Raw genomic sequence first — 15,266 nt, 5'->3', positions numbered from 1 at the left:
CGCGCCCGCCGGTCACCGCGTCGCGGAGGTGGCGGGCGGCGCGGACCAGGCGACCGGCCGGGCCCAGTCGCCGAGGCGGCGGGGCAGCGGCAGGTCGTCCCAGGGCACCCGGCGCAGCAGGCGGTCCAGCAGCAGGCCGAGCAGCAGCCCGGCGACCGAGTCGGTCAGCCAGTGCCAGCCCAGATAGACGGTGGTGCAGAAGACCACCGCCGGGGGCACCACCCGGACCACTGTGACCAGCCGGGGCGGCACGGTGCGGCCGAAGGACCGTACGAGCGGGGCCAGCAGCAGGGCCAGCACGCCGTACCAGACGATCGCGTTGGCGACGTGCCCCGACGGGTACGACTGCGCGAAACGCACCGGGAGGTCGTGCTGGAACAGCGGCAGCGTCTGCTCGGGCGACAGGAACGGCTCCTTGACCGAGGCGCTCGGCGCCGGGCGGGCCGTCCACACCTTCAGCGGGCCGACCGTGAAGAACGTGAGCACGAACCCGACCACCGGCGGCAGCAGCGGCCGTACCGAACGCAGCCGTAGCGCCAGCAGCACGCCCAGCCCGGCCGCGAGCAGCGTCAGCGGGGTGCCCTGGCCGAGCAGGTTCAGCGTCATCGCCACCCAGCGGGCGGCGGTCGGGCGGTTGTCGTCGGACCAGTCGGCGACCGCCCGGTCGAGGCCGAACAGGTGACCGGAGGCGAGCGCGACGGTCAGCGCCACCACTGCCGCGAGCAGCAGCCCGTCGAACCACCACCCGGCCGGCCGGACCGGCCGCAGCCGCAGGTCACCGCGTACCCCCGAGGTCTGACGCACGCGACCACGCTACCGGCCGCCGGCGGCGGCCGAGCGGCGCGGGCATCGGCGGCTGTGTGCCCAACCACGAAGGGGAGCGCGGCGCGGGGGTCAGCGGTCACACTGGTTGCCGTGCGGATCACCTCGGCTCTCGTCGACCCGGCGCTGCTCGACCTCCCCTGGTCGACCCCGCTGGAGCAGTGGCCTGCCGAGCACCTGGTGGCGCTGCCGCAGGGCATCTCCCGGCACATCGTGCGGTTCGTCCGGCTCGGCGGGTACGTCTACGCGGTGAAGGAGACCGGCGAGCGGGTCGCCGAGCGCGAGTACGACCTGCTGCGGGCGCTGGAGCGGATCGACTTCCCGTCGGTCGAGGCCATCGCGATCGTGGCCGACCGGCAGACCGACGACGGCGAGCCGCTGGACCCGGTGCTGATCACCCGGCACCTCCAGTTCTCGCTTCCCTACCGGGCGCTGTTCTCCAACACGCTGCGCCCGGAGACGATGAACCGGCTGCTGGACGCGCTGGCCGCGCTCATCGTGCGGATGCACCTGACCGGGTTCTTCTGGGGCGACTGCTCGCTGTCGAACACGCTGTTCCGGCGGGACGCGGGCGCGTTCGCCGCCTACCTGGTCGACGCCGAGACCGGTGCGCTGCACCCGTCGCTGTCCAACGGCCAGCGCGGCGAGGACCTGGAGATCGCCCGGGTCAACATCTTCGGCGAGGCGCTCGACCTCCAGGCCGCCGGCCTGCTGCACGAGTCGATCGACCCGGAGGTGGTCTGCGAGGAGGTCGTGCGGCGCTACGAGCGGCTCTGGCACGAGATCACGTACGAGCAGCAGGTCGAGCGCGCCGCCCGGCACGACATCGAGCGCCGCATCCGACGCCTCAACGAACTGGGCTTCGACGTGGCCGAGGTGGCCATGTCGACTGTCGACAACGGGCGCTACCTGGTCCGGCCGAAGGTGGTCGACGCCGGCTACCACACCCGGCGGCTGCTGCGCCTGACCGGCCTGGACGCGGAGGAGAACCAGGCCCGCAAGCTCCTCAACGACCTGGACGCCTACCGGCTGGAGAGCGACCTGACCGACGAGCAGCAGGCGGCGCACCGCTGGCTGACCGAGGTCTTCGAGCCGGTGGTCCGGGCGGTACCCGGGCACCTGCGCCGCAAGCTGGAGCCGCAGGAGCTGTTCGCCCAGATCATCGAGCACAAGTGGCTGCTCTCCGAGCAGGCCGGGCGGGACGTGGGGATGCGTCGGGCGGTGCAGTCGTACCTGGCCGACGTGCTGGTGCACCGCCCGGACGAGCAGGCGGTGCTCGGCGTCGAGGTGCCCACCGTCTGACGCCCCGGGCGGATCACTCCACCCAGTCGCCGCCGCGCATCACCCGTACCACGTTCAGGTCGTCGTCCAGCATCACCAGGTCGGCGCGCAGCCCGGCGATCAGCGCGCCCACCCGGTCGCCCAGGCCGATCGCGCGGGCCGGGGTGGTGGCGACCATCCGGCAGGCGTCCGGCAGGGCCACGCCCGCGCCCACCGCGTGGCGCAGCGCCGCGTCCATGGTGAGCGTGCTGCCGGCGATCGCGCCGTTGTGGGCGAGCCGGGCCACCCCGCCGGCCACCGTGACCCCCTGGCCGCCCAGTTCGTACTCGCCGTCGGGCATCCCGGCGGCGGCCATCGCGTCGGTGATCAGCGCGGCCCGCTCCGGGCCGGCCACCGAGGTGGCGAAGCCGAGCATGCCGTCGTGCAGGTGCACCCCGTCGGCGACCAGCTCGCACACCACGTTCGGGGCCTCCAGCAGCGCCACCACCGGGCCGGGCTCGCGGTGGTGCACCGGGCGCATGCCGTTGAACAGGTGGGTGCCGACGCTCGCGCCGGCGGCCACCGCCGCCCGGGTCTGCTCCCAGGTGGCGTCGGTGTGCCCGACCGCCGCGACCACGCCGTGCGACACCAGCAGCTCGATCGCCTTGGTGGCGCCGTCCCGCTCGGGAGCGATGGTGACCATGCGTACGGCGCCGCCGCCCAGCTCGATCAGCTCGGTCAGCTCGGTGGTGGACGGGTCGCGCAGGAACTCCGGGTTCTGCGCCCCGCAGCGGTCGGCGGACAGGTACGGGCCCTCGAAGTGGATGCCGGCGAGCACGCCGGACTCGACCAGCGGTCGGTAGGCGGCGGTGGCGTCGCGCATCAGCTCGAACGGGGAACTGACCAGGCTGGCCAGCAGCGTGGTGGTGCCGTGCCCGCTGTGGAACGCGGCGGCCTGCCGCGCCGACTCCGGGTCGCCGGTGGTGAACGTGTGCCCGCCGCCGCCGTGGGTGTGCATGTCCACGAAGCCCGGCACGATCCAGTGGCCGTCACGCACCGACGGATACTCGGCGACAGCTGTGATCCGCCCGTCCGCGATCTCCACGCAACCCTGCCGGATGACGCCGGTCGGGGTCACCACCTTGCCGGTCACGCGCCGGGTCATCGACTCTCCTTCGCCAGGGTGTCCAGGGCCAGCAGGGCCGCGCCGAGGCAGCCGGCCTCGTCGCCGAGGTCGGCCGCGACCAGGCGCGGCTCGCGGTGGAACGTCAGCCGTTCGCGCAACGCCGTCCGCAGCGGGTCGAACAGCCGGGGACCGGCCTGGGCCAGCCCGCCGCCGAGCACCACTGTCGAGACATCGTAGAGCGCCTGCCCGGTGGCGAGTCCGTCGGCGAGCGCCTCGACCGCCTCCTGCCACACCTCGACGGCGAGCGGTTCACCGGCCGCCGCCCGGTCGGCCACCTCGGCGGCGGTGGTGGGTGCGCCGGACAGCTCGGCGTACCGGCGTCCGATCGCCGAGGCCGACGACACCGCCTCCAGGCAGCCGGTCCGCCCGCATCCGCAGCGCGGGCCGCCGGGGCGTACCAGGATGTGGCCGATCTCCCCGGCGGCGCCGTGCGCGCCGGTGGCGGCCGACCCGTCGACCACGTGGGCGGCGGCGATGCCGGTGCCGATCGCGACGAACAGCACGTGACCGGCGTCCCGCCCGGCCCCGAGCCGGGCCTCGGCCAGGCCGCCGGCACGCACGTCGTGGCCGAGCGCCGCGGGCAGTCCCAGCCGCGTGCCCGCCAGCTCCCGCAGGGGTACGTCCCGGAAGCCCACGTTCGCCGACCACACCGCCACGCCGCGCGCCTCGTCGACCACACCGGGTACGGCGATGCCGCAGGCCACCGGCGTGCGGCCGTCCGCGCGGGCCTTGCCGGCCAGCCCTTCGGCCACGTCGAGGATCGTGCCGACCACCGCCTCCGGGCCGCGCTGGGCTGCGGTGGCGTGCCGTTCGCTGTGCACGGTCGTGCCGTCCGGCCGGACCAGGGCGCACTTCATTCCGGTGCCGCCCACGTCCAGCGCGACGACGACCTCGTCGCCCGCACTCACGCCGTCTGCCAGCCGCGCATGCGCTCACGGCCCTCGCTGCGCTCGGTGCGTTCGCTCATGCCAGGACCACGGACCGGGTCAGGTGACGGGGCGCGTCCGGGTCGAGGCCACGGGTGGTGGCGAGCGCGACAGCGAAGCGCTGGGCCAGGATCAGGTCGGCCATCGGGTCGACCGGGTTGCGGCCGGCCGACCAGCTCGTCAGCACCGTGCGCCAGCCGTGCGTGCGGCTGTGCACGAACGCGGCGCCGGTCGCGGCCACGTCCTCGGGCAGGCCGTCCGGGATCTCGCCGAGCGCCCAGACCAGGCGGCCGGGCGCGGCGACCGAGATCGGGCCGTGCCGGTAGTCCATGGCCGGGTACGCCTCGGCCCAGAACGTGGCCGCCTCGCGGCACTTCAGTGCGGCCTCCTGGGCCAGCCCGACGGTCCAGCCGCGACCGAGGAAGGTGACCTGCTCGATGCCGGCCGGGTCGATCGGCAGCGGGGCGCGTACGGCCACCTCGGCGTCGGCGGCCAGGCGGCCGAGGTCCTCGCCGAGGTGGGCGCGCAGCAGCGCGAGCGCCGTGGTGGCGAAGCGGGTCTGCACCACCGACCGCTCGTCGGCGAAGGGCAGCGCGACTGTGGCGTCGGCGAGCGTGACGGCGGCCGAGTCCGGGTTGCCGACCAGGACGGTGGTGGGGATCCGCCCGCGCAGCGCGGTGAGCAGGTCGAGCACCTCGGTGGTGGTGCCGGAGCGGGTGATCGCGATGAGCCGGTCGTACCGGCGGCCGGCCGGGAACTCGCTGGCCTGGAAGGCGTCGGTCTCGCCCTGGCCGGCGGCCTCGCGCAGCCCGGCGTACGCCATGGCCATGAACCACGACGTGCCGCAACCGACCACGGCGACCCGCTCGCCGGGGCGCGGCAGGTGCTCGGCGACGGTCGGGGCGAGTCGCGCCGCCTCCCGCCAGCAGTCGGGCTGGCTCGCGATCTCCGCGTGCACGTACGCCATGACAACTCCTCGCCGGGGGAGACCTTGCGCAATACGGCGCGATATGGCCGCCTTTCGCGCGTCATTCTGCGCGAAGTGGGGTGGCCGTGGCAACCGTCTCCCAGTTCGCGCAGCGCAGGGTTTTGCGCGGACCCAGTTTCGCGCACTAGTGTGCACGCAACCGATCACCGTTCACGCACAGTCTGGGGAGGGCCCCGCGGTGGACCGCTACGCGCGCTGGAACGCGCTGCTGGAGATGCTGACCGACAGCGGGCGGGTCACCGTCGAGGAGGCGGCCGACCGGCTCGACGTCTCCCAGGCCACCATCCGGCGTGACTTCGACCAGCTCGCCCAGCAGCAGATGATCACCCGTACCCGGGGTGGCGCGGTCGCCAACGGCGTCTCCTACGACCTGCCGCTGCGCTACAAGACCGCGAAGCACTCGGCCGAGAAGCAGCGGATCGGCGCCGCGGCCGCCGCGCTCGTGTCGCCGGGCACCGTCGTCGGCCTCAACGGCGGCACCACGAGCACCGAGGTGGCGCGGGCGCTGGCGGTCCGTCCCGATCTCAACACCAGTGCGGAAGGTGCCCAGCTCACAGTGGTCACCAACGCGCTGAACATCGCCAACGAGCTGCTGGTGCGTTCGCGGATGAAGGTGGTGGTGGCCGGCGGCGTGGTCCGGCCGAAGTCGTTCGAGCTGGTCGGCCCGCTCGGCGGGGCGCTGCTGCGCGAGGTCACGCTGGACGTCGCGCTGCTCGGCGTGGACGCGATCGACCCGCAGCTCGGCGCCGCCGCGCACCACGAGGGCGAGGCGGCCATGAACAGCCTCATGGTCGCTCGGGCCAAGCGGGTCGTCGTGATAGCTGACTCCTCCAAGCTCGGTGGGCACGCGTTCGCCCGGATCTGCCCGGTGGACCGGATCGAGACGCTGGTGACCGACTCCGGCGCGTCCCCCGACGTGGTGGCGGCGTTCCGCGACGCGGGCGTGCACGTCGTCTGCGCCTGACCTCACCCGACACGCCGACACTGCATACCGGGTATTGCCTTCCGGTGCATACCGCGTATGGTGTCGCTGACGCCTACTTATCGGGGGAGGTCAGCTGTGTCGGCTGTCCTGGAGATCGAAGGTCTCCGCAAGACGTACCGGAGCCGGAAACGCGGGGTCCGCCACGCGCTCGACGGCTTCGACATGCGAGTCGAGGCCGGCCAGGTGCACGGCTTCCTCGGCCCGAACGGCTCGGGCAAGACCACCACGCTGCGTACGCTGCTCGGCCTGATCCGGCCCAACGGCGGCCGGATGGCCATTCTCGGCCAGGAGCTGCCGCACGCGCTGCCGGCGGTCGCCGGCCAGGTCGGCGCCATCGTGGAGAGTCCGCAGTTCTTCCCGCACTTCTCCGCCCGGGACACGCTGGGCCTGCTGGCCCAGGCCGGTGAGCTGCCCAGGCAGCGCGTGGACGAGGTGCTGGAGCTGGTCGGGCTGCGCGACCGGGCCGGCGAGCGGGTGAAGACCTATTCACTCGGCATGAAGCAGCGCCTCGCCGTGGCCTCCGCGCTGCTCAAGAACCCCAAGCTGCTGATCCTCGACGAGCCGGCGAACGGCCTCGACCCGGGCGGCATCCGGGAGATGCGCGGGCTGATGCGGGATCTGTCCGAGAACGGCATGACAGTGGTGCTGTCCAGCCACATCCTGGGCGAGATCCAGCTCATCTGCGACTCGGTCACCATCATCTCGCTCGGCCGCCGGGTCGCGTTCGGGCCGGTCGAGCAGGTGCTCGCGGCCCACTCCCAGGGCTCCGTGCGGGTACGCCTGGAGGCGGTCAGTGACCTGTCCCAGGCCGCCGACGCGCTCACCCGCGCCGGGGTTCGCGTCGCCACCGAGCCGGACCACCTGATGTTGTCCGGTGTGGACAAGCCGGCCACTGTGAGCCGGCTCCTCGCCGAGCAGGGCCTGTACGTCAGCGAGCTCACCCCGGTCGCTGTCGACCTGGAGAGCGTCTTCCTCGAACTGACCGCCACCGCGCCGGTCCCCGGCCAGCACCGTCAGGTCGATCAGTCCGCCAAGGTCGACCAGACCGGCACCGCAGGAGGTTGGGGCGCATGAGCCTGTTCGTCACCGAGCTGCGCCGGCTCGGCAAGCGCCGGGTGACCCGGCTGATGCTCGTGCTGCTGGTGCTCGGCCTGGCCACTGTCGCGACCGCGTTCAGCTTCTCCAGCGAGAAGCTGTCGCCCGCCGCGGTGGCCGAGGCCGAGGCCAAGGCGAACAACGACTACCAGACCGCGATGACGGAGTGGAAGCGCACCATCGCCGAGTGCGAGGCCGCCGCGGGCCGGGGCGAGAACACCGAGGATCGGTACGGCCCGAACTGCGGCAAGGACTACCAGCCGCAGCCCGACATGTTCGAGGCGAAGTGGTACCTGCCGTACCAGTTCGACTTCCGGGCCGAGTTCCCCCTGTTCATCGCCGTGTTCGCCGCCTCCGTGGCGCTGTTCGGCTTCATCGTCGGCGCCTCCTTCGTGGGCGCCGAGTGGAACACCGGCGGGATGATGAACCTGCTGCTCTGGCGGCCGAAACGGCTCACCGTGCTGGGCACGAAGCTGGCCGCCCTGCTCACCACCGTGTTCGGCCTGACCGTGGTGCTCGGCGCCCTCTGGACGGCGGCGTTCTGGCTGATCGCCAGCCAGCGCGGCAGCACCGCGAAGATGACCGGCGGAGTGTGGCAGTCGATCGGGCTGGACGGGCTGCGTGCGCTGGGGATGACGCTGCTCGTGGCGGCGGTCGGGTTCGCACTGGCCTCGCTCGGCCGGCACACGGCGATGGCGCTCGGCGCGGCGGTGGGGATCTTCGCGGTGAGCGAGATCGGCATCCGGATCGCGGTCGCGGTGCTCGGCGTCCAGTTCGGTGACCGGTACGTGCTCTCCACGTACGCCCAGTCGTGGTTCCTGAAGCAGGCGGAGCTGTTCGACTACGACACCTGCCAGTTCTCCCAGGGCGCCTGCGAGCCGGCCACGTACATGGTCACCTGGCAGCAGTCGGCCGTGGTGTTCGGCGTGGCCCTGGTGGGCGCGCTCGTGGCCGCGTTCTGGACGATGCGGCGGCGGGACATCTCCTGACCTCGTCCGCGCCGCCGGCACCGGCCGGCGGCGCGGACCCCGCGTCCGATGCGGCCGGGGGCGGCCCTGGTTACGCTGGGGCTTCCCCGGCCGGCGCGTCTCCGCGTGCCGGCCACCCCGCCGTCGGAGAGGAGCGCCATGTCCGCCGACGCCTCGCAGCGGGCCGCCGTCGACCGGCCCGACCCGTCGGCGCCGACAGCGGGTACGCGCCGCGCCGCTGCGGTCCCGCCGCCGCGCACCGCACCCCCGGTCGAGTCCACGCCGCCGGACCGGTCCGCGCCCGCCGACGACAGCACGCCCCTCGACGACGCCGCCCCGTCCGGTGGTACGGCGTCCGCCCCGGCGCCGTCCGACGCGCTGGGCGACGGCCTCACCGAGCGGGAGCGGCGGATCCTCGCGTTCGAGGCGCAGTGGTGGAAGCACGCCGGGGCCAAGGAGCAGGCCATCCGGGACACCTTCGGGCTCTCCGCCACCCGCTACTATCAGCTGCTCAACGCCCTGCTCGACCAGCCGGCCGCGCTCGCCGCCGAGCCGGTGCTGATCGGCCGGCTGCGCCGGCTGCGCTCGTCGCGTGCCCGTAACCGGCGTCGCTGACCGGCGTCACTTCTCGTACGTGCGCAGCCCGTTGCCGATGGCGAAGAACGTCGGCGCCCACTCGCCGATGAAGATGCCCCAGCGGTCCGCCCGCGCCACCCCGGCGCGCTCCATGTGCTTGGAGAGGAACCAGCTGGTGACCGAGAGGCCGATGCTGACGAACCCGGCGAGGTAGGCGTGCTCCGCCCGGATGCCGCCTTCGTGCAACCGCTCCAACATCTCGAACCCCCTGTCACCGGGACCGACCCGGTCGCGTCCGACGCTACCGAAAGTCCGGAGAAGATGACGCACGGTTACCTGGATCGGGTCGGCCGCGGATGACCGGGCGCGGGCCGGGTAGGCGGCCGGCGACGACGAACGGAGGTCGACGATGGGGGCACCGGACCGCCGGTACGCGATCGGCAGCAGGCCGGCCCGCCCGGCCGCGGAGGCGCCGGTGATGCGGGTGCGTTCCGCCTCCGACCCGGCGCCCGGCCGGCCGGAGAACGAGGACGTGGTCTTCCGGTTCGGCCCGCTCGTCGGCGTCCTCGACGGCGCGACGGTGCCCGAGGGCTTCGACACCGGCTGCGCGCACGGTCCCGCCTGGTACGTCCGGCACCTGGCCGCCCGGATCGGCCTGGCGATCGCGGCCCGCCCCGCCGCCACGCTGATGAGCAGCCTCGCGGCGGCCATCCTCGCCGTACGGGCCGACCACGGCGGGACGTGCGACCTCGACCATCCCGGCACCCCGTCGTCCACCGTCTGCCTGCTCCGGCACAGCGGCGACCGGGTCGACTACCTGGTGCTCTGCGACAGCCCGCTGGTGCTCGACACCGACCGCGGGATCGAGGTGGTCGCCGACGACCGGCTGGCGGACGCGGTGGCGGACCTGCGTCGCAGCGCCGCCGCGCTGCCGGACGGCGAGACCGACCCGGTGACCCGGTTCCGGCGCGCGACGACAGCGCAGCGGACCCGGATGAACCGCACCCACGGCTACTGGGCGGCGGCGAGCGATCCGGACGCGGCTTACCACGCGCTGGCCGGGACGCTTCCGCTGCGCGGCCCGGGTGCGCTGCGCCGGGCCGCCCTGCTCAGCGACGGCGCCTCCTGCGCGGTCGACCAGTTCGGCCTGCTCGACTGGGCCGGGCTGCTGGAGGTGCTGACCGTGGAAGGCCCGGAAGGGCTGATCGGCAGGGTCCGCACGGCCGAGCGGGACCACCCGGACCGGCTGCGGCGGCACAAGCGCACCGACGACGCCTCGGCTGTGCTCTGCGAGTTCGACCCGTCGGCGTGACCACGCTCACGCCGGAACGACCGGTCGGATGACAACGCAGCGTGAGGCGGGAACACCCCGGGGGTACGACCGGACGAGGCGGTCGGCCATAGCGGCAATCCCTCCCCAAAGGGGTGGACGACCCGGGCCACGCGCGGCAGACTGCGCGACGTGACGGGTGCTGTGCGGCTGGAGCCGGTGGACGAACGGAACCTGGAACCGTTGCTCTCCGTAGCGGCGGCTGAGGCGGAGCCGGAGGACGTCATGCCTCCGGTGGACGCCCCCGCGGGCTGGTCGCTGGCCCGCCGCGACGCGTTCCGCGAGTTCCACCGCGCCAGCCTCGGCGGGCTGAACGGCCCGACCGGCACGGCCATGTACGCGATCGTCTCCGGCGGCGAGGTGGTCGGCATGGTGCGGATGACCCGCCGGGAGGAGCCCGGGACGGTGGAGACCGGCATGTGGCTGGGCCGGTCGGCGCGGGGCCGGGGCCTGGGCGCGGCGGCGCTGCGGCAGCTGCTGAACGCCGCTGCGGCGGCCGGAATGCACACGGTGGTCGCGAACACCACTCCGGACAACGCGGGTGCGATCTCGGTGCTGCGTAAATGCGGCGCGGAATTGCGTGAGGAAGACGGAAGCCTGCACGCCCGGATGAGCCTGGATTCGGCACTTCCGATCCGCTGAGGCTTCTCGCTCCCCATTCACGTTTCTCCTGCTCAGTGCCGCCTTGATGGGCGGTTTCGCGCCCCGGCGGAAATGTTTTGCCGATGGGGTGACGGGTACTGCCCGCCTCTCCGGGACGCGATGTCCGCCTCCCGGAGAGCGCGAAGGAGAGCGGATGAAAAGCGGATCACGGGTGGCGTTGGCAGTCGGTTTCGGCTATCTGCTGGGTCGCCGGAAGAAGATGCGTACCGCGCTGACGCTCGCCGCGGCGGTCGCCGCCGGGCGGGCCAGCCGGCGCCCGGGAGGTCTGAAGCAGTTCGGCGCGGACCTGATGGCCGCGAACCCGCAGCTGCGCAACCTCGGTGGGCTGGGTCCGCCGCTGGTGGCGGCCGGGCGGGCGGCCGCGACCGCCGCCGCCGGCAGCGGTATCGACGCGATCGGCGGACGGCTGCGCGGCGGTGCCGACGCGTTGCGCCGCAAGAGCGGCGCGGGCCGGCCGGACGGGGCGCGCTCCGCGCCGGAGGCCGAGCGCTCCGCGCCGAACGCCGAGCGCTCCGCGCCCGACGAGGAGCAGGAGCTGGACGACCAGCCCGGCGCGCCGGTGCCGGCCCGAGCCGATCGGGGGCGGTGAGCCGTGGCGACGAGCAGCCTGGCCAACCGGGCCCGCGACCAGATCGGCGGCGAACTGCGCAATCTCGCCTCGGCCCTCGGTGATCGAGCCGTGCAGGTCGTCACCGACCGGGTCACCGACGCGACCGGACGACTCAGCGAGTACGCGAAGCGGGGCGGCGACCCGGGCCTGGTCGCCGCCGCCACCGGCGCGCAGCGGCTCGCCGGGGGCGCCTCGCCGGTGAAGGCCATGTTCCATGCCGGCGTGGCCGGCGGTAAGGAGAAGCTGATGGCGGCGTTCGGTCGCAAGGGTGGCGGGGACGGCGGCAAAGCGCTCAAGGTCACCAACATTGTCGAGACCATCGAGGTCGGCGTGCCGGTCCGGGTCGCCTACAACCAGTGGACGACGTTCGGCGACTTCCCGAGCTTCATGAAGAAGGTCGAGCAGGCCGACTGCGACGCCGACGAGAAGATGACCTGGAAGGCGCAGGTGCTCTGGTCGCACCGGACCTGGGAGTCGACGATCGTCCGGCAGATCCCGGACCGGCTGATCCACTGGCGGTCCAAGGGCGAGAAGGGCTCGGTCGACGGCACCGTCAGCTTCCACGAGGTAGGCCCGGAACTGACGAAGATCCTGGTGGTGCTGGAGTACCACCCGCAGGGCTTCTTCGAGCACACCGGCAACCTGTGGCGGGCCCAGGGCCGCCGCGTGCGGCTGGAGTTGAAGCACTTCGTCCGGCACGTGATGACCCGGACCGTGCTCGACCCGGACGCAGTCGAGGGCTGGCGCGGCGAGATCGAGGACTCCCAGGTGGTCAAGGACCACGAGACCGCGCTCCGGGAGGAGCGGGGCGAGGCCGGGCCGGCTGACGACGAGTACGCCGCCTACGACGAGGGCGAGGACTTCGACGACGACGAGTACGCCGACGAGCCGGTCCTGACCGCGCCGGAGCGTTCCCGCCGTCCGGCACGCGGGCAGCGCGAACCCGAGCGGCGCCGCCGCGTCCCGGAGCGTCCCCGCCGCCCGGCCGCCCGCCGCCGCGACGAGAGCTGACCGGACCGGCGGCCGGCGGTCGAGCGCCGGCCGCCGGGTCGAGCGCCCGCCGCCGCGACGAGAGCTGACCGGTCAGGACCGGCCGGTGGCGTACGACTCCAGATGCGCGAGCTGCACCGGGTCCAGGGAGGGACGGACGCGGGTCCGGGCCGCCTCGACGTGCGCGGCGGTCACGGTGCTCGCCTCCAGCGACTCCCGCATGGCGGCCAGCGCCGCCTCCCGGATCAGCGCAGTGCAGTCGGCGGCGGAGAAGCCGTCCAGCTCGGCGCCGAGCGCGTCGAGGTCCACGTCCGGCGCGAGCGGGACGTCCCGGGCGGACGCGCGGAGGATCTCCGTACGAGCCGGGCCGTCCGGCGGCGGCACGTAGACCAGCCGTTCCAGCCGGCCGGGACGCAGCAGCGCCGGGTCGACCAGCTCGGGACGGTTGGTCGCGCCGACCACCACCACGTTGCGCAGGGCCTCCACGCCGTCCAGCTCGGTCAGCAGCGCCGCCACCACCCGGTCGGTGGTACCACCGTCGGTGGCCTGCCCGCGTACCGGGGCCAGCGCGTCCACCTCGTCCAGGAACACCAGCGTGGGCGCGGCCTGGCGGGCGCGGCGGAACAGCTCCCGCACCGCGCGCTCGCTCTCACCCACCCACTTCGAGAGCAGCTCCGCGCCCTTCACCGAGAGCACGTTGGCCCGCCCGGAACCGGCCAGCGCCGTCACCAGATAGGTCTTGCCGCAGCCGGGCGGGCCGTAGAGCAGCACGCCGCGCGGCGGTGTCACGCCCAGCCGGGCGAACGTGTCCGGATAGGTGAGCGGCCAGAGCACCGACTCGGTGAGCGTCTGCTTGACCTCGTGCAGCCCACCGACGTCGTCGAGCGTCACCGACGCCAGCTCCAGCGTGGACGCGGACATCGTGGTCGGCCGGACCACCTCCAGCGCGGCGGTGAAGTCGGCCATCGCCACCGTCGGCGTCTCCGCCGTCTTCTGTCGCAGCGCCGCGCGTACCCCGGCCTCGCGTACCAGCGCCGCCAGGTCCGCCGCGACGAACCCGGGGGTACGGGCGGCCACCTCGTCCAGCCGGACGTCACCGGCCAGCGGCACCTCACGGGTCAGCACCGTCAACTGCTCCCGGCGCAGCGCCGCGTCGGGCAGCGGCACGGTGATCCGCAGCGCGAGCAGGTCCGGGCCGCGCAGCGCCGGGTCGACCGCCTCGGGGCGTCCGCTGGTGCACACCACAGCGGCGCCGGCCCGCAGCGTCTCGGCGACCACCTGCCGGAACACGGTGGCCAGCGGGCCCGGCTCGTCGGCCGGGGCGATCGACTCCACGTCGGTGACCAGCAGCACGGCGGGACCGCCGGCGCGTACCGCCGAGGCCGCCTCGCGCAGCCGCCGGGCCGCCGCGTCGTTGCTGAGCGCGGCCAGTTCCGGTGCCCACAGCGGCCGGACGCCCGCGCCGACCCGGGCGGCGACGGCACGCACCAGCGCGGACTTGCCCGAGCCGGCCGGACCCTCCACCAGCACACCGAGCGAGACGGTGGTGCCGAGCCGGCCCAGCACCTCGCGGTGGTGGAAGCCCAGGTCCAGCAGTTCGGTCAGCTCCTCGGCCTGGGCGCGCAGGCCGGGCAGCTCGTCCACGTCGGGCGCGTCCTCCGGGCCGAGCAGGTCCATGTCGGGTTCCGTCCCGGCCGGGGTGGCGGGGGCGGAGACCCGCGCGGTGGAGGCCGAGGGGGCCGGGCCGGAGCCGCGGGTGGCGGGGCCGTGTTCCCAGCCCACGACCGTGTCCATGGTGACGAGCGCGCCGACCGCCGGTTCGGCCGACACGACGCTGAGCAGCGTGCTCGTCCAGGCGTACCCGACGGAACTGGCCAGACTGCGCCGCGCGGCCTCGATCAGGCCGCGCACCGCGGCGTCCGGCAGCACGTCCTGCGGGAGCAGCGAGACGTCGTCGCCGCCGGTGACCACCTTGCCCAGCAGTGCGAGCCGCAGCATCTCCGGCGGGACCGCGGCGACCACCGCCGCCGGGCCGGACAGGGTGAGCCGGCGTGCCGGGGTCGCGGGCAGCGGGCTCACCGTGACCTGGCCGCCGGCCCGCAGGCCGAGGTTGCCCAGCAGCAGGTCGTCGGCGTGCAGCAGGGCGCCGCTGGTGCTCGGCTCGGCGGCGGCCGCGATGCCGGCGGTGACCCGGCGGCCGGTCAGGCGTACCGGGTCGCCGGGGCGCAGCGCCAACGCGGTGAGCACCTCGGGATGCAGGCGCACCACGCCGCGGCGGGCGTCGAGCGCGGCCGGCCGCAGCGTCGCGGTCAGGGTCAGGTCGGGTTCGGCCACCCGCCGACAGTAGCCGCCCCGATCATCGGGTGCCGGGTCAGCGCGGACCCGGGTCGTCCAGCAGCGAGGGGTCGCGCCGGATCATCTCGGCCAGCCGGGCCGCCGGGTCGGACTCCAGCGGGTCGTGGCCGGGCGCGGGCACCGTCTTCACCGACATGGGCCACGCCGGCGGCGGCGCGGGCGGCGTCGCCGGGCCCACCGTCACCGCCGCGCCGGACCAGGAGACCCGCAGCGGGTACGCCTGCTCGCCCAGCTCCACGCGCAGCGTCACGGCGAGCCCGGGGTGCTCCGCCACCACCCGGCGGACCGCCTCGGCGACCTCCTCGACCGGGTCACGCCGCACCGGCGCCTCGCCACCGCGCAGCCGGTACGCGCCGTGCCCCGCCCGCCCGTCGCCCGCCTCGTCCGCCGCCTCCACGGGTACGTCCCGCTCGGTCGCCCCGGCCGGCTCACCGGGCATCGGCGCCCGGCGGCGCAGCGCCTCCTCGCGCCGTGCCATCCGGGCCAGTGTCTCGTCCAGATCACCTCTCATG

General features: G+C 74.2%; 16 protein-coding genes. 9 read left to right on the top strand and 7 right to left on the bottom strand.

Going from position 1 to position 15,266, the window contains the following annotated elements:
* Positions 1-12: 12 nt before the first annotated feature.
* Positions 13-774: a phosphatase PAP2 family protein gene (locus tag GA0070562_RS22340; protein WP_175438848.1), complete on the bottom strand. Its 762-nt coding sequence runs from the start codon at positions 772-774 to the stop codon at positions 13-15.
* 141 nt (positions 775-915) lie between these two features.
* Between GA0070562_RS22340 and GA0070562_RS22335 the strand changes: the two genes are divergently transcribed.
* Positions 916-2,124 carry a DUF4032 domain-containing protein gene (locus tag GA0070562_RS22335; protein WP_091425548.1) on the top strand — a complete coding sequence of 403 codons (1,209 nt, stop codon included), beginning with the start codon at positions 916-918 and terminating at the stop codon, positions 2,122-2,124.
* A 13-nt stretch (positions 2,125-2,137) separates the two neighbouring features.
* Here the strand turns inward: GA0070562_RS22335 and nagA are convergent, their stop codons facing one another.
* The 3 genes from nagA to GA0070562_RS22320 are packed head-to-tail and all read right to left on the bottom strand — an operon-like array spanning position 2,138 to position 5,161.
* On the bottom strand, positions 2,138-3,247 hold the full coding sequence (gene nagA, locus GA0070562_RS22330; protein ID WP_091425545.1) for an N-acetylglucosamine-6-phosphate deacetylase: 1,110 nt from the start codon (positions 3,245-3,247) through the stop codon (positions 2,138-2,140).
* The gene (locus GA0070562_RS22325; protein ID WP_091425541.1) at positions 3,244-4,176 is read right to left on the bottom strand and encodes an ROK family protein; all 933 of its coding nucleotides are present in this window, start codon (positions 4,174-4,176) and stop codon (positions 3,244-3,246) included. Before GA0070562_RS22325 ends, nagA begins: the two co-directional genes overlap by 4 nt.
* A 55-nt stretch (positions 4,177-4,231) precedes the next feature.
* On the bottom strand, positions 4,232-5,161 hold the full coding sequence (locus GA0070562_RS22320; RefSeq protein WP_091425539.1) for an SIS domain-containing protein: 930 nt from the start codon (positions 5,159-5,161) through the stop codon (positions 4,232-4,234).
* Between the two features lie 199 nt (positions 5,162-5,360).
* Here GA0070562_RS22320 and GA0070562_RS22315 point away from each other — a divergent pair, with 199 nt between their 5' ends.
* From GA0070562_RS22315 to GA0070562_RS22300, 4 genes are all read left to right on the top strand, one after another.
* Positions 5,361-6,146, top strand: a complete 786-nt coding sequence (locus tag GA0070562_RS22315) for a DeoR/GlpR family DNA-binding transcription regulator (RefSeq protein ID WP_091425536.1) — start codon at positions 5,361-5,363, stop codon at positions 6,144-6,146.
* Between the two features lie 96 nt (positions 6,147-6,242).
* Positions 6,243-7,241, top strand: a complete 999-nt coding sequence (locus GA0070562_RS22310) for an ATP-binding cassette domain-containing protein (protein WP_091425534.1) — start codon at positions 6,243-6,245, stop codon at positions 7,239-7,241.
* The gene (locus GA0070562_RS22305; protein ID WP_091425531.1) at positions 7,238-8,251 is read left to right on the top strand and encodes an ABC transporter permease subunit; all 1,014 of its coding nucleotides are present in this window, start codon (positions 7,238-7,240) and stop codon (positions 8,249-8,251) included. Before GA0070562_RS22310 ends, GA0070562_RS22305 begins: the two co-directional genes overlap by 4 nt.
* Positions 8,252-8,389: 138 nt before the next feature.
* Positions 8,390-8,845 carry a DUF3263 domain-containing protein gene (locus GA0070562_RS22300; protein ID WP_091425529.1) on the top strand — a complete coding sequence of 152 codons (456 nt, stop codon included), beginning with the start codon at positions 8,390-8,392 and terminating at the stop codon, positions 8,843-8,845.
* 6 nt (positions 8,846-8,851) lie between these two features.
* On the opposite strand, the gene GA0070562_RS22295 is transcribed toward GA0070562_RS22300, so the two are convergent.
* Entirely contained in the window at positions 8,852-9,064 is a 213-nt protein-coding gene (locus GA0070562_RS22295) for a hypothetical protein (RefSeq protein WP_013288875.1), read from the bottom strand.
* Positions 9,065-9,215: 151 nt separating this feature from the next.
* On the opposite strand from GA0070562_RS22295, the gene GA0070562_RS22290 reads away from it, so the two are divergent.
* The 4 genes from GA0070562_RS22290 to GA0070562_RS22275 all read left to right on the top strand — a co-directional run bounded on the left by GA0070562_RS22290 (position 9,216) and on the right by GA0070562_RS22275 (position 12,420).
* Positions 9,216-10,118: a hypothetical protein gene (locus GA0070562_RS22290; protein WP_091425526.1), complete on the top strand. Its 903-nt coding sequence runs from the start codon at positions 9,216-9,218 to the stop codon at positions 10,116-10,118.
* 150 nt (positions 10,119-10,268) lie between these two features.
* Positions 10,269-10,778: a GNAT family N-acetyltransferase gene (locus GA0070562_RS22285; RefSeq protein WP_091425524.1), complete on the top strand. Its 510-nt coding sequence runs from the start codon at positions 10,269-10,271 to the stop codon at positions 10,776-10,778.
* Positions 10,779-10,932: 154 nt separating this feature from the next.
* On the top strand, positions 10,933-11,388 hold the full coding sequence (locus GA0070562_RS22280) for a hypothetical protein (RefSeq protein ID WP_091425522.1): 456 nt from the start codon (positions 10,933-10,935) through the stop codon (positions 11,386-11,388).
* Positions 11,389-11,391: 3 nt separating this feature from the next.
* Complete coding sequence (locus GA0070562_RS22275; protein WP_091425519.1) at positions 11,392-12,420, top strand: SRPBCC family protein; 1,029 nt, start codon at positions 11,392-11,394, stop codon at positions 12,418-12,420.
* Positions 12,421-12,492: 72 nt separating this feature from the next.
* Here the strand turns inward: GA0070562_RS22275 and GA0070562_RS22270 are convergent, their stop codons facing one another.
* Positions 12,493-14,733 carry an AAA family ATPase gene (locus tag GA0070562_RS22270; RefSeq protein ID WP_091425517.1) on the bottom strand — a complete coding sequence of 747 codons (2,241 nt, stop codon included), beginning with the start codon at positions 14,731-14,733 and terminating at the stop codon, positions 12,493-12,495.
* A 37-nt stretch (positions 14,734-14,770) separates the two neighbouring features.
* Positions 14,771-15,265 carry a hypothetical protein gene (locus GA0070562_RS22265; protein ID WP_091426019.1) on the bottom strand — a complete coding sequence of 165 codons (495 nt, stop codon included), beginning with the start codon at positions 15,263-15,265 and terminating at the stop codon, positions 14,771-14,773.
* Position 15,266 lies beyond the last annotated feature (1 nt).

Origin of the sequence: Micromonospora tulbaghiae (genome assembly GCF_900091605.1) — a bacterium.
In the GTDB taxonomy this organism is placed as follows: domain Bacteria; phylum Actinomycetota; class Actinomycetes; order Mycobacteriales; family Micromonosporaceae; genus Micromonospora; species Micromonospora tulbaghiae.
Note: the sequence above shows the minus strand (reverse complement) of the source record. Positions and strands in the feature narration are given on the sequence as shown.